Origin of the sequence: Cellulosimicrobium sp. Marseille-Q4280 (genome assembly GCF_943181405.1) — a bacterium.
Classification (GTDB): Bacteria; Actinomycetota; Actinomycetes; order Actinomycetales; family Cellulomonadaceae; genus Cellulosimicrobium.
Genome location: NZ_CALPBY010000006.1, coordinates 112,493 through 130,795 on the forward strand (window position 1 = coordinate 112,493; position 18,303 = coordinate 130,795).

Annotated in this window: 14 protein-coding genes; 6 read left to right on the plus strand and 8 right to left on the minus strand. The window is 73.5% G+C overall.

Going from position 1 to position 18,303, the window contains the following annotated elements; translation table 11 throughout:
* Positions 1-7: 7 nt before the first annotated feature.
* The 4 genes from NFS20_RS15855 to NFS20_RS15870 all read right to left on the minus strand — a co-directional run bounded on the left by NFS20_RS15855 (position 8) and on the right by NFS20_RS15870 (position 5,803).
* Entirely contained in the window at positions 8-652 is a 645-nt protein-coding gene (locus NFS20_RS15855) for a lysophospholipid acyltransferase family protein (protein ID WP_251152775.1), read from the minus strand.
* 96 nt (positions 653-748) lie between these two features.
* Positions 749-2,272 (minus strand): amino acid permease, encoded by a 1,524-nt coding sequence (locus NFS20_RS15860; protein ID WP_353050469.1) that lies wholly within the window; start codon positions 2,270-2,272, stop codon positions 749-751.
* A 250-nt stretch (positions 2,273-2,522) separates the two neighbouring features.
* Positions 2,523-4,157: a nucleobase:cation symporter-2 family protein gene (locus NFS20_RS15865; protein ID WP_251152776.1), complete on the minus strand. Its 1,635-nt coding sequence runs from the start codon at positions 4,155-4,157 to the stop codon at positions 2,523-2,525.
* Positions 4,158-4,444: 287 nt separating this feature from the next.
* Entirely contained in the window at positions 4,445-5,803 is a 1,359-nt protein-coding gene (locus tag NFS20_RS15870; RefSeq protein WP_251152777.1) for an 8-oxoguanine deaminase, read from the minus strand.
* 354 nt (positions 5,804-6,157) lie between these two features.
* Between NFS20_RS15870 and NFS20_RS15875 the strand changes: the two genes are divergently transcribed.
* Positions 6,158-7,261 carry a cation:proton antiporter gene (locus tag NFS20_RS15875; protein WP_251152778.1) on the plus strand — a complete coding sequence of 368 codons (1,104 nt, stop codon included), beginning with the start codon at positions 6,158-6,160 and terminating at the stop codon, positions 7,259-7,261.
* 9 nt (positions 7,262-7,270) lie between these two features.
* Here NFS20_RS15875 and NFS20_RS15880 read toward each other — a convergent pair whose 3' ends face one another.
* The gene (locus NFS20_RS15880; protein WP_251152779.1) at positions 7,271-8,575 is read right to left on the minus strand and encodes a PIN domain-containing protein; all 1,305 of its coding nucleotides are present in this window, start codon (positions 8,573-8,575) and stop codon (positions 7,271-7,273) included.
* Between the two features lie 153 nt (positions 8,576-8,728).
* Between NFS20_RS15880 and NFS20_RS15885 the strand changes: the two genes are divergently transcribed.
* The 3 genes from NFS20_RS15885 to NFS20_RS15895 are packed head-to-tail and all read left to right on the plus strand — an operon-like array spanning position 8,729 to position 11,245.
* Entirely contained in the window at positions 8,729-10,072 is a 1,344-nt protein-coding gene (locus NFS20_RS15885; RefSeq protein ID WP_251152780.1) for an MFS transporter, read from the plus strand.
* Positions 10,069-10,650, plus strand: coding sequence for a sugar O-acetyltransferase (locus NFS20_RS15890; RefSeq protein ID WP_251152781.1), 582 nt, complete (start codon positions 10,069-10,071; stop codon positions 10,648-10,650). The genes NFS20_RS15885 and NFS20_RS15890 overlap by 4 nt, the downstream gene beginning before the upstream one ends.
* 1 nt (position 10,651) lies before the next feature.
* Positions 10,652-11,245 carry a TetR/AcrR family transcriptional regulator gene (locus NFS20_RS15895; RefSeq protein WP_251152782.1) on the plus strand — a complete coding sequence of 198 codons (594 nt, stop codon included), beginning with the start codon at positions 10,652-10,654 and terminating at the stop codon, positions 11,243-11,245.
* A gap of 57 nt (positions 11,246-11,302) precedes the next feature.
* On the opposite strand, the gene NFS20_RS15900 is transcribed toward NFS20_RS15895, so the two are convergent.
* The 3 genes from NFS20_RS15900 to NFS20_RS15910 all read right to left on the minus strand — a co-directional run bounded on the left by NFS20_RS15900 (position 11,303) and on the right by NFS20_RS15910 (position 15,425).
* Positions 11,303-11,941 (minus strand): hypothetical protein, encoded by a 639-nt coding sequence (locus tag NFS20_RS15900; protein ID WP_251152783.1) that lies wholly within the window; start codon positions 11,939-11,941, stop codon positions 11,303-11,305.
* 84 nt (positions 11,942-12,025) lie between these two features.
* The gene (locus tag NFS20_RS15905; protein ID WP_251152784.1) at positions 12,026-14,785 is read right to left on the minus strand and encodes a hypothetical protein; all 2,760 of its coding nucleotides are present in this window, start codon (positions 14,783-14,785) and stop codon (positions 12,026-12,028) included.
* Between the two features lie 82 nt (positions 14,786-14,867).
* Positions 14,868-15,425 (minus strand): GNAT family N-acetyltransferase, encoded by a 558-nt coding sequence (locus NFS20_RS15910; RefSeq protein ID WP_251152785.1) that lies wholly within the window; start codon positions 15,423-15,425, stop codon positions 14,868-14,870.
* A 212-nt stretch (positions 15,426-15,637) separates the two neighbouring features.
* Here NFS20_RS15910 and NFS20_RS15915 point away from each other — a divergent pair, with 212 nt between their 5' ends.
* Positions 15,638-17,923: a carbon starvation CstA family protein gene (locus NFS20_RS15915; protein WP_502800827.1), complete on the plus strand. Its 2,286-nt coding sequence runs from the start codon at positions 15,638-15,640 to the stop codon at positions 17,921-17,923.
* A complete protein-coding gene (locus tag NFS20_RS15920) occupies positions 17,920-18,186 on the plus strand; it encodes a YbdD/YjiX family protein (protein WP_353050470.1) in 267 nt (88 codons plus the stop codon). The genes NFS20_RS15915 and NFS20_RS15920 overlap by 4 nt, the downstream gene beginning before the upstream one ends.
* The last annotated feature ends 117 nt before the right edge of the window (positions 18,187-18,303 follow it).

Below are 18,303 nucleotides of genomic sequence, written 5' to 3' on the forward strand. Positions count from 1 at the left end.
ACTCCGGTCAGGCCGCGAGGTCCTGGCCGCTCATGCGGTGGATCGACGCCATGACCTCGTCGGTCAGCTCGCGGCGTGCCTGCGCGGGCCTCGTCCCGGCCGTGAGCTGGCGCTGCGGGTCGATGGGCTTGCCGAAGTGCACCTGCACGCGGTGGATGCGCGGGAGGCGCGCGCCGATGGGCTGGACCTTGTCCGTGCCACGCACCGCGACCGGCACGACGGGCGCGTGCCCGGCGAGCGCGAGCCACGCGACGCCGGTGCGGCCCTGGTGCAGCTTGCCGTCGCGCGAACGGGTCCCCTCGGGGTAGATGCCGAACGCGCCGCCGCGCTGCAGCACCTCGAGCGCGTCCTCGAGCGAGCGCTGGCCGGCGCGCGGGTCGTCGCGCTGCACCGGGATCATCCCGATCGTCGTGAAGAACCACCGCGACAGCCGTCCCTTGATGCCGCGGCCCTCGAAGTACTCCGCCTTGGCGAGGAACGTCACGTGCCGCGGCGCGACGATCGGGATGAGGAGCGAGTCGATGAACGACAGGTGGTTGCTGGCGAGGATGACCGCACCGTTGCGCGGGATGTTGTTGCGTCCGGTCACCTGGGGTCGCAGCAGCACGTAGGCGAGCAGCGACAGGATGAGCCTGAGGACGCGGTAGGTCATCCGCTCATTGTGCACCGTCGTCCGCGCACGCCCGTGCACACGCGACGTGACCTGCGACGACGTCGTGCACGCTGGTGCACGACGTCGTCCCGGGTCTCAGGTGGCCGTGCCGGACCGGTCGCGGGCCGGGTCGGGTGTCGCCGCCAGCCGCCGCGCGCGGCCTCCGCGGGTGAGCGCGTACAGGGCGAGGAGCACGACGACGAGCCCCGCCGTCGAGGCGAGCTGGGCGCGCGCGGTGTCGTCCGTGAGCATGAGGACGGTGAGCGCCGCGAGCCCGACGAGGACCGCCCACGTGAGCCACGGGAACCCCCACATGCGCAGCGTCATCGGCTCGCCGGCGGCGCGCGCCTCGGCCTCGAGCCGACGGCGCAGGCGCAGCTGCGAGACCGCGACGAGGACCCACACGACGAGCAGCGCCGCACCGACGGCGTTGAGCAGGACGCCCAGGAGCGCGTCGGGGGCCAGCCAGTTGAGGCCCACGGCGACGAGCGAGAAGAACACCGACACGAGCACCGAGACCCACGGGACGTCGCGGCGCGAGACGCGGCGCAGCGCCGTCGGGCCGTCACCGCGCCCGGCGAGCGAGTACGCCATGCGCGACGTGCCGTAGACGTTCGCGTTGAACGCCGACAGCAGGGCGACGACCACGACGACCTCCATGAGGCGCGCCGCGCCGGGCAGGCCGGCGAGGTCCAGCACCGCGACGAACGGGCTCTCCGCGAGGAGCGGCGAGTCCCACGGCAGGACGAGCACCATGATCGCGACCGAGCCCAGGTAGAACACGAGGATGCGCCAGACGATCGACCGTGTGGCGCGCGCAACGGCCGTGCGCGGGTCGCGCGCCTCGGCCGCGGCGATCGTGACGATCTCGATGCCGCCGAACGCGAAGACCACGACGAGGAGCCCGGCCGCGACGCCCGCCCAGCCCTCGGGCGCGAAGCCGCCGTTCCCGAGGAGGTTGCTCGTCCCCACGGGGTCGGTGCCCGGGAGCAGACCCAGGACGAGCAGGACGCCCACCACGAGGAACCCGACGATCGCCGCGACCTTGACGAACGCGAACCAGAACTCGAACTCGCCGAACTGCCGCACGCCCCACAGGTTCACGACGGCGAACACCGTCACGACGGCGAGCGCCACGCCCCACTGCGGCACTCCCGGGAACCAGCCGGTGACGATCACGGCAGCCCCGGTGATCTCCGCACCGAGGACCATGACCAGCATGAACCAGTAGAGCCACCCCAGGACGAACCCCGCCCACGGCCCGAGCGCCTCCTCCGCGTACACGGAGAACGACCCGCTCGCCGGCCGCGCGCTGGCCATCTCGGCGAGCATCCGCATGACGAGGATGACGAGGACGCCGGCGATCGCGTACGACACGAGCACCGCCGGCCCGGCGGTCGCGATCCCGACGCCCGAGCCGAGGAACAACCCGGCACCGATCGCCGAGCCGAGCCCCATCATCGTGAGGTGCCGCGCGCGCAGGCCGTGGCCGAGCCGGTCCGCGGACGTCGCGCCGGTGGTCGGGGTGGTCGCCTCGCGCGCAGTGGTGCTGGGGCCGGTCGTACCGGGGCCGGTCGCAACAGGGCCGGCGGGTCCGAGGTCAGGGGGTGGGGTGCTCATGGTGCGGTCCAGCGGTAGGGGGCTCCGGCCGGTCGGCCGACGTCCGACGCTACCCGACACCTGTCAGGGCCACAGATCACCCCGGTGACCTCTCAGCCTGACAACGGCGCGCCGACACCGACGTGTCAGGGCCACGGGTCACCCCGGTGACCTCCCGCACTGACAGGCCGGTGCACGACGGCGCCCCGCACCCGGGCGAGGAGATCACGCGGGTGCGGGGCGTCGTCGAGCACGCCGTCGTGCCTGGGTCCTACGGGGTCGCCGTGCGCGGCGCTGTGGTGGGCCGGGTGGCGGGGGTGTCGCCCTCGTGGGCCGGGGGTTCGGCGGCAGCGCCGCTGGCGGTCGGGTGGGCGGACGTCGGAGCGGACGTCGGAGCGGCGGCGTCGGGGGTCGTGGTCGGGCGCGGAGCGCTCGTCGACGACGCCGGGCCGGGACGTCCGGTGGAGCCGTTGAGCACGCCGTCGTCCTCGAGGTCGTCGAGATCGTCGTCGTCGACCGAGCTCGCGCCGCGCTCGGCGCCCTCGGCGAACACCGACGGCTGCGCGGGCGTGCCCGCCTTGATGTGGTTGAACAGGATGTTGAGCAGGATCGCCATGATCGCGGCCGAGCTGATCCCGGAGTGGAAGATGATGCCGAACCACGTGGGGAACTGGTCGTAGAAGTCGGGCTTGGCGATGGGGATCATGCCGAACGAGATCGACGCGGCGACGATGATGAGGTTCATCGAGTTCGAGTAGTCGACCTTGGCGAGCGTGCGAATGCCGGACGCGGCGACCGAGCCGAACAGCACGACGCCCGCACCGCCGAGGACCGGCGTCGGGACGGCGGCGACGACGCGCCCCAGGATGGGCAGCAGGCCCAGGACCACGAGGATCGCGCCTCCGGCCGAGACGACGAACCGCGACTTGACGCCAGTGATCGCGACCAGGCCGACGTTCTGCGCGAACGCGGACTGCGTGAACGAGCCGAAGAACGGCGAGACCACCGAGGACGCCATGTCGGCGCGCAGGCCGTTGGCGATGCGCTTGCGGTCGACCTTCGTCTCGACGATCTCACCGACGGCGATGATGTCCGCCGTCGTCTCGGTGAGCGTCACGAGGATCACGATGAGCATCGAGACGATCGCGGCGATCTCGAACGTCGGGGCGCCGAAGCCGAGGAAGTCCGGGAACGCGGCGACGGGACCGTCGCCCACGCCGGCGAAGTCGGCCTGGCCGGTGAACACCGCGACGAGGGTGCCGAGGACGATCGCGAGGAGGATCGACAGGCGCGAGACGGTCCCGCTGCCGACCTTGGAGAGCAGGATCACGATCGCGAACGTCAGCGCCGCGAGCCCGATGTTGCTCACCGAGCCGTAGTCCGGCGACTCCGCGTTGCCGCCCATCGCCCAGTTCGCCGCGACGGGCATGAGCGTGAGCCCGATCGTCGTGATGACGACACCCGTGACCACCGGTGGGAAGAACCGGATGATCTGCGCGAAGAACGGCGTGATGAGGAAGCCCACCGCGGACGCCACGAGCACGGCGCCCAGCACGGCCTGCATCCCTCCCCCGCCGCCGACGATCGCGACCATCGTCGACACGCCCGCGAACGAGACGCCCTGCACCAGCGGCAGCTGCGAGCCGAAGAACGGGATGCCGATCGTCTGCAGGATCGTCGCGAGGCCGCCCATGAAGAGCGACGCGGCGACGAGAACACCGATCTCGGCGGGCGTGAGGCCCGCTGCGGAGCCGACGATGAGCGGCGGCGCGATGATGCCGCCGTACATCGTCAGCACGTGCTGGAACCCGTAACCGAACGTCGCCCCGAGGGGCAGACGCTGGTCCTCGGGGCGTACCGGACGGCGTTCGGCGTCGTCCGCGACCTTCTGGGCTCGCGCGTTCATAGCGGACCTCCTCGTCGGCTATCGTTCCGCTCAGCGGAAAAGTACTTCCACCATTCGAACCCCAACTGTGACGTGTGTCAAGTCTCCGCCACCAACTCGTCCGTGGCCTGCGGCGACGCAAAGGCGGGAGCCGGCGGAGGGCGGGGGTCGGAGTGGGGCGGCGGCGGGTCGTGGTGGGTCTGGCGGGAGCGGCCGAGGGACGAGGCCGCGGAGGGTAGGCCCGCCGCCGCCCCATGCAGGCCCCGCCCGGACCCCCCAGGGCGCTCGACCCCGACGAAGCCCCGGGCTCACCCCGCGACGAGCCGGCGCGCGGCGGCGGAGTGCTCCGCGATCAGAGCGCCCAGGTCCAGCCCGGGGATCGCGCCGTCGACGACGCGCCACTCTCCTCCCACCATGACGCGGTCCGCCCGGTCCGCGCCGCACAGCAGGAGCGCGGCGACGGGGTCGTGCGTCCCGGAGAACCGCAGCTCGTCGAGGCGCCACAGCGCGAGGTCGGCCTGCTTGCCCACGGCGAGCACGCCGACGTCGTCGCGGCCGAGGACGCGTGCGGACCCCCGCGTCCCCCAGCCGAGCGCGCGCGTCACGGGGATGTCCGCACCGTACTTGAGCCGCTGCAGGTAGAGCGCCTGGCGGGCCTCGAGGATCATCGTCGAGGCGTCGTTCGACGCCGATCCGTCCACGCCGAGCCCGACGGGCGCGCCCGCGTCCTCGAGCTCCACGGCCCGCGCGATGCCGGACGCGAGGCGCATGTTCGACGTCGGGCAGTGCGCCACGCCGGTCCCGGCCGCTCCGAGGCGGCGCACCTCGTCGTCGTCGAAGTGGATGCCGTGACCGAGCCACGCGCGGTCGGTCAGCCAGCCGACCGACTCGAGGTAGTCGACGGTGCGCAGCCCGAAGCGCTCGCGGCAGAAGTCCTCCTCGTCGATCGTCTCGGCGAGGTGGGTGTGCAGGCGCACGTCGAGCGCCTCGGCGAGCGCGGCGCTCTCGCGCATGGCCTCGGTCGTCACGGAGAACGGCGAGCACGGGGCGAGCGCGATCTGGACCTGGGCCCCGGCGCCGCGCTCGTGGTACGTCTCGACGAGGCGGCGGGAGTCCTCGAGGATCACGTCGAGGGTCTGCACGACGGACTGCGGCGGGAGGCCGCCGTCGTCCTCGCCGAGGGTCATCGACCCGCGCGTGAGGGTCGCGCGCATCCCGAGGCGCCGGACGGCCTCGACCTGGTTGTCGATCGCGTCGTCGAGGCCGTCGGGGAACACGTAGTGGTGGTCGGCCGCCGTCGTGCAGCCGGACAGGAGCAGCTCGGCGAGCGCGACGGTCGTGGCGAGCTCGTGGTCGCGCGGCGTGAGGCGCGCCCACACCGGGTAGAGGCGCTGGAGCCACGGGAACAGCGGGGCGTCGGCGACAGGCCCCCAGGCGCGCGTGAGGGTCTGGTAGAAGTGGTGGTGCGTGTTGATGAGGCCGGGCGTGAGCACGTGCTGCGACGCGTCGAACGTCTCGTCGACGGGCGTCGCGGGTGCTCCGCCCGCCGGGACGAGCTCCGCGACGACGCCCTCCTCGACGACGATCCCGCCGCGCGCGTCGGGGGCGGCGGGGGTGTCGTCGGCGGTGAAGACGCCGAGCGGGTCACGGATCCAGAGACGGGTCATGAGGACTCCTGGTGGCTGGTCGTCGCGTCACCGGTGGCGCACGTCCGGCGCCTCGGTGCGCCGGCTCAGTGGTCCTGTCTGCCGATCCAGGGGCCGGCGGCGGTGCGCCGCGGCTCCTCTGGACGGTAGGACCCGTCGGGGCGCGAGGTCAACCACGGAGCGCGGCCCACCCGCGCACGCCGCCCGCGCGCCCTGCGGGCCGGTGCGCCATGCTGGTGCCGCCGTCCGCCGCCCAGGGAGTCGCCGTGAACGAGTACGCGCCGCTCGTCCCCGTGTTCGTCGTCGCGCTCCTGGCGCCGCTGCTCTCGGGGCTGATGCCGGCGCGCGCCCGGCTCCCCCAGGTGGTGCTCCTGCTTGCTCGGGGGCGTCGTCATCGGTCCCGAGCTGCTCGACGTCGCCGGTCCCGACGACGTGGTCCTGCTCTCGGACCTCGGCATGGGGTTCCTCTTCCTCCTCGCCGGGTACGAGCTGGAGCCCAGCGTGCTGCGCGAGCGCGAGGGCCGCCGGGCCGGCGGCGCGTGGCTGACCTCGCTCCTGCTCGGCGCGCTGGTCGCCTTCCTCCTCCTCGAGCACGACACGGTCCACGCGCTCGCCGCGGGCGCGATCGCCCTGACGACGACGGCGCTCGGGATCGTGCTGCCGATCCTGCGCGACGCGGGCCGGCTCGGCACGCGCCTGGGACGGACCGTGCTCGTCAACGGCGCGGTGGGCGAGCTCGCTCCGATCGTCGCCATGGCCCTGCTCCTCGGGACGCGCCAGACGGGGGCCGCCGCCGTCCTGCTCGTACTCTTCGGGGCCGTCGCTATCGGCCTCTCGGCGCTCCCGGCGCGGGTCCACGCGCCCGCGGGCCTGCGCCTCCTCGAGGCGTCGGAGCACGGCACCGGGCAGAGCACGCTGCGCCTGACCGTGCTGCTGCTGGTCTCCCTCCTCGCGACCGCGGCGGCGATGGGCTTCGACGCGGTGCTCGGGGCGTTCGTCGGCGGCATGGTCCTGCGGCGGTGGGCCCCCGGTGACGTGCGACGGCTCGAGGAGAAGCTCGACGTCGTCGCGTGGGGCATCTTCATCCCCGTGTTCTTCGTCAGCTCCGGCATGGGCCTCGACGTCGACTCGATCGTCGCCGCGCCGGCCCTGCCGGTCCTCCTGCTGGTCCTGATGCTCCTCGTCCGTGGCGGCCCGGTGCTCTTCTTCTTCCGTCGGGACCTGCCCGCGCGCGAGCGCGTGCAGACGGCGCTCTACTCGGCGACGGCGCTGCCCGTCCTCGTCGCGCTCACCGAGCTCGCCGTGGACGACGGTGCGATGAGCTCACGGACCGGCACCGCGCTCGTGGGAGCCGGGGTGCTCTCCGTGATCATCCTGCCGATGGTGGCGAGCAGGCTCGGACGTGACCGCGACGACGCCGCCCTGGCAGCCGACCGACGGACGGACGGGCCGCAGGACGGCGTCGTCGAGACGGTGTGAGCGGTCCGGTCAGGCCACCGTGACGAGGTAGTCGTCGGCGTCGTCGTCCCACGCGAGCGTCACGGCGCCCGCCGCCTGCGCCGCCTTGCAGAACTGCAGGAACCCGCGGTAGCCGAGAGCCTTCTCGCTGAAGTCCGGCCGCTTCTTGCGGATGGCGTTCTTCAGCCCGGACAGCGCCGCGGACCCGCCCTCCTCCTGCACGACCGAGCGCAGGAGCTCGAAGGTCGCGTCCGTGTCGCCCTGCGCGGGCAGGGACACCTCCGGGTCTCCCGTGGCCGGACCCGTCGCGAGCTCGACGAACCCGCGGTCGGCGAGGAACCGCAGGAACTCGCCGAACGTGCGGAAACCGTAGTCGGCCTCGCTGAACGTCGGGTCCTTGCGCAGGAGCGTCCGCTTGAGGACCGACGCCGTCACGGCGCCACCCGTCGACGACGCCAGGTCCGCGAGGGTCTGCGCGACGCGCACCTCCATGGGCAGGTCCTCGCCCGCGGGCGCGTCGTCGTCGGCCGCGTCGGCCGGCTCGTCCGGAGCGACCGGGTCCGCGCTGGCCGGGACCGTCGTCGGCACGGTCGCCTCGTCCGCACCCTCCGGCGCGCCGTCGCCCGCCACGGGCGCGGTCTCCTCGGCCGGCGCCCCCGCCAGGTCCGTGCCCACGAGCGCGGCCGCCGCGGCGCGCGCGGACTCCTCGCGCGTCCGCTCCGGCTTCGCCGCCTTCTCCGTGCCCGACGTCGCGCGCCTCCGGCCGCGCGCGCCGCTGCCTCCCGAGCCGCTCGCCCCGCCCGCGGACCGGCCAGAACCGCGGCGCGACGTCGAGCGCTCCTCAGGCTCGTCGGGCACGTCGACGCCCTCGAGGCGGTCGTAGAACAAGAACTCGTCGCACGCGGGCGGCAGGAGGCGCGACGTCGACTTCTCGACCCCGACGCCGATGACGCGCTTGTTCAGCTCGCGCAGCTTGTGGACGAGCGGGGAGAAGTCGGAGTCGCCGGTGCACATGACGAACGTGGAGATGTAGTCGCGCTCGAACGCCATCTCGATCGCGTCGACGACCATCTTGATGTCGGCCGCGTTCTTGCGCGACGCCCCCATGCGCTGCGGCATCTCGATGAGCTCGACCTGGTGCCGGGTCAGCGAGCGCCGGTCCTCGTCGAAGTACGACCAGTCCGCGTAGGCGCGCCGCACGACGACGCGGCCCCGTACCGCGAGGGCGTCGGCGATCGGCCCGAAGTCGAAGGACATCCCGCCCAGGTGCTCACGCGCGCCGAGCGCGAGGTTCTCGTAGTCGATGAAGACGGCCAGGCGTTCCTCGAGGTCCATGCCCCGAGCCTAGGGGGCCCGCGGCGCGGACGCCGGATCGCCCACCGGAGATCGTGCCGAACCCGGGGTCGTGCGCCGTCCGGACCCCGGAACGCCCGGCAACCCCGGGTTCGGGGGCCGGGTGACCCAGGCATCATGTGTACGATCGTACGCATGTCGTCGTCCTCCGCCGCGGTCGCGACGGTCGACCGCCGTGCGCGCGTCGCCGTCGCGCTGCTGTTCTTCACCAACGGTGCGCTGTTCGCCAACCTCGTGCCCCGGTACCCGGAGATCAAGGACGCGCTCGACCTCAGCAACGCGGGCTACGGCGCCGCCGTCGCCGCGTTCCCCGCCGGAGCGATCGCGGCCGGCCTGCTGGCCGCTCCCCTCCTGCGACGGTTCGGCTCGGCGCGTGTCGCGGTGGCGGGCACCGTCCTCACGGGGATCGGCGTCTTCCTCGCGGGATCCGCACCCGTGTTCCCCCTGCTCGTCGCGGCGCTCTTCGTCGGCGGCGCGATGGACGCGTTCACCGACGTCGCCCAGAACGCGCACGGCCTGCGCGTCCAACGCCGCTACCGCCGGTCGATCATCAACGGGTTCCACGCGGTCTGGTCGGTCGGCGCCGTGACCGGCGGCCTCATGGCGGCCGCCGCGATCGCGCTGCGCCTCCCGCTCGGGGTGCACCTGGCGATCACCGGGCTGCTCTTCTCGGCGGTGGCGCTGCTCGCGCGGCGCTGGTGCCTGCCCGGCCCGGACACGGGGCTCGACGACGCGGCAGCCGTCGGCGCCGCCCCCGACCGGGACGTCACGGGTCCGGACGCCACACCGACGCGCGGGGCGGGCGACCTCCTCCCGGGCCGGCGGCGGGTCACCGTGCGCACCGTGGGCCTGCTCGCCGCGCTGGTGCTCGTCGCGATCGCCGGAGCGCTCGTCGAGGACGCGGGCAGCACGTGGGCGGCCGTCTACCTCTCGAGCCCTGCCCTCGGCGCCACGGCGGAGCTCGCGGCCTTCGGGTTCGTCGCGCTGGTCGGCGCGCAGTTCGTCGGGCGCCTCGTCGGGGACCGCATGGTGGACCGGTGGGGCCAGCGTGGCGTCGCGCGGTTCGGCGGAGCGCTCATCGCCGTCGGCGCCGGGCTCGCGCTCGCGTTCCCCTCCGTGCCCGGCACGATCGCCGGGTTCGCCGCGGCGGGGTTCGGCACCGCGACGCTCGTGCCCGCCGCGATGCAGCAGGCGGACGAGGTCCCCGGCCTGTGCCCGGGCACCGGGCTCACCCTCGTGTCGTGGCTCATGCGGCTCGGGTTCCTGCTGTCGCCACCGCTGGTCGGGCTGGTCGCGGACGCGTCGAGCCTGCGTACCGGGCTGCTCGTGCTCCCGGCCGCGGGCGTCGTCGTCGTGCTCCTCAGCGGAGTCCTCACGGGCCGCCGTCGCCAGACCGCCCCGCCCCCGGCCGCCGAGGGACCGCCTCGCACGGACCGCCACGACCTGCACGCCACCGAGCCCGAGGAGGCCACCCCATGACGACCGACCACTTCGCCGGCGACCCCCGGACGAACCGCGAGCGCATGCTCGCGGGCGACCTGTACATCGCGGACGACCCGGAGAACGAGCGCCTCGCGAAGCGCGCGATCCGCCTCGCCGACGAGTACCACCGCGCCGTCGTGGCGGACGACGCGTCGTCGCGGGCGATCCTCGCCGACCTCCTGGGCACCCTCGGCGACGGCGCGTGGATCCGGCCGCCGCTCGTCGTCGACTACGGCGAGAACCTCCACGTGGGCGCGCGCACGTTCGTCAACGCGAACCTCACGGCGCTCGACGTCGCGGCGATCACGATCGGCGAGGACTGCCAGATCGGCCCGGACGTCCAGCTGCTCACCCCGACGCACCCCGTCGAGCCGCAGCCCCGGCGCGACAAGCTCGAGGCGGCGCGGCCGATCACGATCGGCGACAACGTGTGGCTCGGCGGTGGCGTGATCGTGTGCCCGGGCGTGACCATCGGGGAGAACACGGTCGTCGGGGCCGGCGCCGTCGTGACGCGCGACCTGCCCGCGAACGTCGTGGCCGTCGGCAACCCGGCGCGCGTGGTCCGCGAGGTCTGACGTGGTTCCCGGGGAGGCCGCAGCCCGGCCGACGAGCCGCGCCCGCCGCCACGACCCGGGGCGCCGGGACCGCATCGTCGACGCGTGCCTCGACGTGCTCGCCGAGGTGGGCGTCGCGGGGACGTCGCACCGCCGCGTCGCGGCCGCCGCCGACGTGCCGCTCGGGTCGATGACGTACCACTTCGCCGGGATGGACGAGCTGCTGCGCGAGGCGTTCGGCCGCTTCGCGCGCGAGGCGGCGGCACAGTTCGAGCGCCGCATGGTCGAGGCCGCGACGCCCGAGGAGGCGGTCCGGGCCGTGACGCTGCTGGTCACGCACGACGTCTTCGCCACGCAGCGCGACCTCGTGCTCAGCCACGAGCTCTACACGCTCGCGGCGCGCGACCCCGCCTACCGCACGTTGACGAACGACTGGATGCGCCGCAGCCGCGAGGCGCTCGGACGCCACTTCGACCCCACGACGTGCCGCGCCCTCGACGCGTTCGTCGAGGGCATGACCATCCACCGCGCGCTCGACACCGAGCCGCACGACGACGCGGACGTCCTCGACGCGGTCCGTCGCCTCACAGGCGTCCCGGCACCCGGCGACGCCTGAGCCCGGGTGGGGGCGGTCGCCGACCGGACCGGTGGCGCACCGGTCGACCGATGGCGGTCAGACGATCTTCGGGAAGCTCAGGAGCAGCCCGACGCCGACGAGGAAGAGGACGCCGCCCGCGCCGACCATGCCCCACGACGCGCGCTCCGAGCGGAACCGTCCCGCGAACGCGCCGAAGAACAGCACGAGCGCGAAGAGGACGGTCACGAGCGTGTAGTCGTCGCCGCGCTGGTTGTTCGTGAGCGCCTGGTCGAAGTACTCGTCGGCCCGGGCGTCCGCCTCGACGGCCTCGACCTCGCCGGGCGGGACGTACGCGTCGAGCGCGAACGGGCTCAGGGCGGCGTCGGGGTTCTGCAGCGGGCGCGAGGCCAGCCACTCCTCGAACGCCGGCTCGAAGTGAGGCGTGAAGCGGTCGCGCGCGAAGCTCTCGAGCTCGTCGTTCTCGTTCGCGACGCCCTCCAGGTACAGGCTGAACACCTGGAGATCGATCGCGCGCGCGGCCTCCGAGCGGGTCCGCTCCGTGGACGCCTCGATGCGCTGCGTCGAGGCGCGCGAGAACGCGATCGACATCTCGCCGCCCCACTTGCTCGCCTCGAAGCCGCTCCAGGCCGTGAGGACGGCCGTGACGGAGAGAAGGATCACCGTCACGGTCTCCCGGAAGGACCTACCGCTCTTGCCCGCCTCGTCGTCGGCCACGGCAGGACAGTAGCCCGCGCCGTCGGGCCGCGCGCGGCGGACGGCTCAGCAGGCACGACGCCGCGCGGACGGCCGCGGAGGGGCTCAGCCGACGCGGCGTCGCAGCCCGAGCAGGACGCCGCCGACGAGCAGCGCCGCGAGGGCCACCGCGAGCAGCGCGCCCACGTCGGAGCCCGTCGCGGCCATCTGGTCGCCGCCGTCCGCGTCGCCGCTCGGCGTGTCGTCCGGGCCGCCCGTCGGGACGTCCGTCGGCCCGTCCGTGGGCGGCACGGTCGGGTCCGTCGGGGTGGGGGTCGGCGTGGGGGACGGCGTCGGCGCGTCGAGCACCGTGTTCGTCACCGTGCACGTCACGTCGGCACCGTCGTCGACCTGGACGGTGTCCTCGTCGACCAGCTCGCCGCCGTCACAGACCCAGCCCTGCTCGGTGTAGTCCCACCCGCTGCCCGACTCCGAGAGGTCGTACGTCCCCTCCGCGACGGGCACGAGTGCCACGTCCCGGCTGCCGTCGAAGCCCGAGATCGGCGTCGGTCCCGACGCCGTGAGCTCCCAGTCGCTGACCGGGACCACGTCGTCGACCACCTGCTTGTGCAGGGTCAGCGTGCCCGCGAGCCAGTGGTTCGTGACGGTGCAGGTGACGTCGTCGCCCGGCTCCACCACGACGGTCGAGAGCAGGGCGCCGTCCTCGCCCGGGGACTGGACCACGCGCGCGGCGTCGCACACCCAGCGCAGCGCCGTCCACCCGTCGGGGCCGCCCGTCTCGCCGAGGACGTACCGGCCCGGCGCGACGGCGACGTGGGAGACCTCCGGGCTGCCCGTCACCCCCGAGATCGACGTCCCGCCACCGAGGGCGGTGAGGGTCCAGTCCGTCGGCTCGGCCTCACCGGTGTACCCGCGGTCGTCGAGCTCCTTGACGAGCGTCAGGTGCGGCAGCTCCGCACGGTTCGTGACCACGCACGTGACGTCGTCGCCCGGGCCGAGCGTGACCGTCGAACCGTCGACCGGCGTGGGTCCGCAGGTCCACCCCTCCGACACGTAGCCGCCGTAGCCGCCCGACTCCGCGAGGTCGTAGCTCCCCGGAGGGAGCGGGACGGACGTGACGTCCGTGCTGCCCGCGGCGCCTTCGGCCACGGTCTCGCCGGAGGCGTCGGTCGCGCTGAGCGTCCACGCCGCGGGGTCCGCGGAGCCCCCGACCACCACCTTGACCAGCGTGAGCGTGGACTCGACGTAGGTGTTCGTCACCGTGCACACGACGTCCTCGTCGGGCCCGATCACGACGCTCGACCCCTCCTGCAGCAGGCCGCCCTCGCACACCCAGCCCTCGGGCTCGTAGCCCGGCGGCCCGCCCGACTCGGCCAGCGTGTGCACGCCCTCGCCCACGTCGACCTGCGTCACCGCCACGCTGCCCGACGGTCCCGAGATCGTCCCGGGCTCGCCGTCCGCCTGCGGCCCCGTCGCCGAGAGGGTCCAGTCCTCAGGTGCGGCGGGACCGCCGTCGACCACCTTGACGAGCGTGAGGAGCGACGGCAGCGGGGTGTTCGTGATCGTGCACGCGACGTCGGCGCCCGGGCCGATGCTCACGACGTCGCCCGTCACCGGGGCGCCGGTGCACTCCCACGGGCCGGCCTCGAAGCCGCTCCACCCGTCCTCGGCGAGGGTGTAGTCCCCCGCGGGGACGAAGGCGTCCGTCACGGCGTCCGACCCGGACGGGCCGCTCACCGACACAGGATCATCGGGGTCGGGCCCCCCGGTCGCGGTGAGCGTCCAGTGCTCGGGCTGCGCGAAGATCTCGCCCTCGAGGAGCTTCGTGAGGGTGAGCGTCGCGCCCGTCCACGTGTTCGTGGCCGTGCACACCACGTCCTCGCCCTCGGCGACCGTCACGGAGCCGCCGGACCCGTCGCCGGACGCCGCACCGCTGCACGACCACGCGCCGTCGTACCCGGCGGGCCCGTCCTCGGTGAGCGCGTACGACCCCGGCTCCACCTCGACCGCCGTCACCGTCGGGTCGCCCGTGGCGCCCGTGAGCGTCGACGGACCCGTCGCCGTGAGGTCCCACTCCGCGGCCGTGGCCGGCCCGCCGACGACCTCCTTGACGAGGGTCAGCGTCGGGACCGTCGGCGTCACCGGCCCGACGTTCGTCACGGTGCACGTCACCGAGTCGGCCAGGTCGATCGTCACGGTCGACCCGTCGACCTCCGCGCCCTCGCACGACCACCCGTCGTCGCGGTAGCCGTCCGGACCGCCCTCCTCGGACAGCGTGTACTGCCCGATCCGGACCTCCTGGCTCGTCACCTCGTCGGAGCCGGACGGCCCGCCGATCGACGACGGCCCCTGCGCGCGCAGCGTCCAGTCCTCGGGTGCTGCAGTACCGCCGACGACGTCCTTGACCAGCGTCAGCGTCGGGTAGATCGCCTCGTTGTCCACCGTGCACGTGAGCGTGCCGCCCGGGGGGACGACGATCTCCGGCGTCGGGTCGAAGATGTCCTCGCCGCCGCAGTTCCAGTCCTGGAACCGGTAGCCCGCGACGCCGCCGCTCTCCCAGATCCGGTACGTCCCGGCCGGCACCTGGAGCGACTGCACGCCGTTGAGCCCGTCGCCCTCGATGAGCTCCCCCGTGGCGACGTTCTGCGCGTGCATCGTCCACAGCTCGCGGCGCCCCTCGGAGGAGCCCGTGTCGAGGTTCTCGATGCGCTTGAAGAGGGAGAGAGTGCCCGTGCCGGTCTGCGCCGCGGCGGTGAGCGCCGCGGGGATCGCGAGCACCAGGACGAGGGCGAGCGCGAGGAGCGCGGCACCGACCGTGGCGAGGGGGTGGGGGGCACGGGCCGCCGGGGACGAGCGATGGTGCACGGGTCGAGACCTCCGTCACAGGGGGACGGCACGAACCTATCGCCGGGACCGCCCACCCGCCCGGCGACGAGCCGGGACGTGCTCAGTCGATCAGGCGCCCGTAGACGTACATGTCGCGACGCTCCCCGCCGACGCGCTGCCACCCCCGCAGCAGCCCCTCCCGGACGAAGCCGGCGCGCTCCGCGGCGCGCCACGAGCCCTCGTTCCACGGCTCGACGAAGAGGTCCGCGCGCTGGATGCCCGGCAGGCCCAGCGCCCAGTCCGCGGCGACCCGCAGCGCCGCTCCCGCGTAGCCCCGCCGTCGGCGGCTCGCCGCGACCCAGTACCCGATGCTGACCCGACCGTGGTCGGCGTCGCGGAGCAGGACGGAGAGCTGCCCGACGGCGTGGTCGTCGTCGGCCGTCGCGACGACGAACGAGTAGCCGACCCCGTCGGCCAGCCGTCGGCGCTGCCTCGCGACGTACGCGTCCACCGCGCAGGGGTCCGCAGTGCGAGGGACCGTGGTCACGAGCGGGATCAGCGGGTCCTGCGACGCCTCGACGACGACGTGCGCGTCGTCGGGCCGCCAGGCGCGGAGCCGGACGGGCGGCGCGTCGAGCGTCGGGGTCCGGCCGTCGTCCACGGCACGGTCTCCGTCCACGGCACGGTCTCCGTCCACCGCACGGTCGTCCTCCACGTCGCCATCGTCGCGCGGCCGGGCGTCGACGGCAGCAGCGACGCACCGCTCGTCGCACGCCGACCACCGTTCGTCGCACCCCTGGACCGCCGGTCCCGGCGGGCACGTCACGGTGTGACCTGCGTCTCTAGCCTGCTCGTGTCGAACGCAACGACGCGACGCCCTGGGAGGCTCCTGTGTCATCGTCCACCCGGACCGCGGAAGGACCCGCGGCCCCCGAGCCGGAGATCGTCCCCGATCCCGCGCTCCCCCCGACCGCCGTCCCCGAGGACGACCTCGCCCCGCGCTGGACCCCGACGCGGATCGCGGTCTGGTCCGCGGTCGCGCTGCTCGGCGGGATCGCGTGGGTGATGCTCGCCGTCGTGCGCGGCGAGACGGTCAACGCGATCTGGTTCGTGTTCGCCGCGGTGTGCACCTACTTCATCGCGTACCGCTTCTACTCGAAGGTCATCGAGCGGTACATCACGCGACCCGACGACCGCCGTGCGACGCCCGCCGAGGTCCGCGAGGACGGCAAGGACTACGTCCCGACGGACCGCCGCGTGCTCTACGGCCACCACTTCGCCGCGATCGCCGGTGCCGGACCGCTCGTCGGGCCGGTGCTCGCCGCGCAGATGGGCTACCTGCCCGGGACGATCTGGATCATCGTCGGCGTGGTGCTCGCGGGCGCGGTGCAGGACTACCTCGTCCTGTTCTTCTCCATGCGCCGCGGCGGCCGGACCATCGGCCAGATGGCGCGCCAGGAGCTCGGTCGCGTGGGCGGCACGGCCGCGATCGTCGCGTCCCTGCTCATCATGATCATCATCGTCGCGATCCTCGCGCTCGTGGTCGTCAACGCGCTCGGCGAGAGCCCGTGGGGCGTGTTCAGCGTCTCCATGACGATCCCCATCGCGCTGTTCATGGGCGTCTACCTGCGCTACCTCCGACCGGGCCGCATCACCGAGGTCTCGATCATCGGCTTCGTGCTCCTCATGGCCGCGATCATCGGCGGCGGCTGGGTCGCGGACACCGCGTGGGGCGCGGAGATGTTCCACCTCGACCGCACGACGATCGCGATGGGCGTCATCGTCTACGGCTTCGTCGCGGCCGTGCTGCCCGTGTGGCTCCTCCTCGCGCCGCGCGACTACCTGTCGACGTTCATGAAGATCGGCGTCATCGTCGTCCTCGCGGTCGCGGTGATCGTCGTGCGGCCCGAGATCACCGTGCCCGCGATCAGCGAGTTCGCGAGCGGCGAGACCGGCCCGGTGGTCTCCGGGTCGCTGTTCCCGTTCCTCTTCGTCACGATCGCGTGCGGGGCGCTGTCCGGGTTCCACGCGCTCATCGCGTCCGGCACGACCCCGAAGCTCGTCGAGAAGGAGCGCCAGACGCGCTTCATCGGCTACGGCGGCATGCTCATGGAGTCGTTCGTCGCGATCATGGCGCTCGTCGCGGCCATCTCCATCGACCGCGGCATCTACTTCGCGATGAACTCCTCGGCCGCCGCGACCGGCGGCACGGTGGAGGGCGCGGTCGCGTTCGTCAACGGCCTCGGGCTCATGGGCGTGAACCTCACGCCCGACATGCTGACCTCGACCGCGGAGGCCGTCGGCGAGCCGTCCATCGTGTCCCGCACCGGCGGCGCCCCGACGCTCGCGCTCGGTCTCGCGACGATCATGCAGCAGCTCGTGGGCGGCACCGCGATGATGGGCTTCTGGTACCACTTCGCGATCATGTTCGAGGCGCTGTTCATCCTCACCGCCGTCGACGCCGGCACGCGGGTCGCGCGGTTCATGCTCCAGGACACGATCGGCAACGTCGCGCCGAAGTTCCGCGAGGTCACGTGGCGGCCAGGGGTCTGGCTGTGCACCGCGATCATGGTCGCCGGGTGGGGGTCGATCCTGTACCTCGGCGTGACCGACCCGCTCGGCGGCATCAACACGTTCTTCCCGCTGTTCGGCATCGCCAACCAGCTCCTCGCCGCCATCGCGCTCGCCGTCGTGCTGGCGATCGTCACCAAGCGCGGCCGTAGCTACTTCCGCTGGCTGTGGATCATCGCGCTGCCGCTCGCGTTCACCGCGGTCGTGACGATCACGGCGTCGTTCGAGAAGATCTTCTCGCCGGTCCCCGCGGTCGGGTACTGGGCGCAGCACAACGCGTTCCAGGACGCGCTCGACGCCGGCGAGACGTCGTTCGGCACGGCGGGATCGGTCGAGGCGATGGAGGCCGTCGTCCGCAACACCTTCGTCCAGGGCACCCTGTCGATCGTGTTCGTGGTCCTCGCGATCGTCGTCATGATCGCCTCGGTCGTCACGACCGTGAAGGCGCTGCGCGCCGGCGGTGGCGAGAACCACGAGGACCCGGCGGTCCCGTCGCGCCGGTTCGCGCCCGCGGGGCTCGTCGCCGGCCCGGCGGAGAAGTCCCTCGAGAAGGAGTGGTCGGCACTGCCGGCCGAGAAGCGTCCTGTCGCGACGGGGCACCGGTGACGGTGCGACAGGACCCGCAGGGCTCCGCCACGACGGTCCGCGCGACCGTCGTGGCGGGGCTCCGCACCGCGGGCCGGCGGGTGCACGACGCCGCGGCCGCCGTCCGCTGGTACGTCCGGCAGGTCATGGGCGACGACGCGTACCCCACCTACGTCGCGCACCAGCGCGCCGCGCACCCGGGGTGCGACGTCGTCAGCGAGCGCGAGTTCTGGCGCGCGCGCCACGCCGAGCAGGACGCCAACCCGGGCTCGCGCTGCTGCTGACGCCCTCGCGGCCGAGAACGACGCCACGCACTGTCGACCACGACCTGAGGGTCGTCATCACGCCGATGACGACCCTCAGGTCGTGCTCGGCGGAACCCGGTCCGCGGTCGAGGCTCG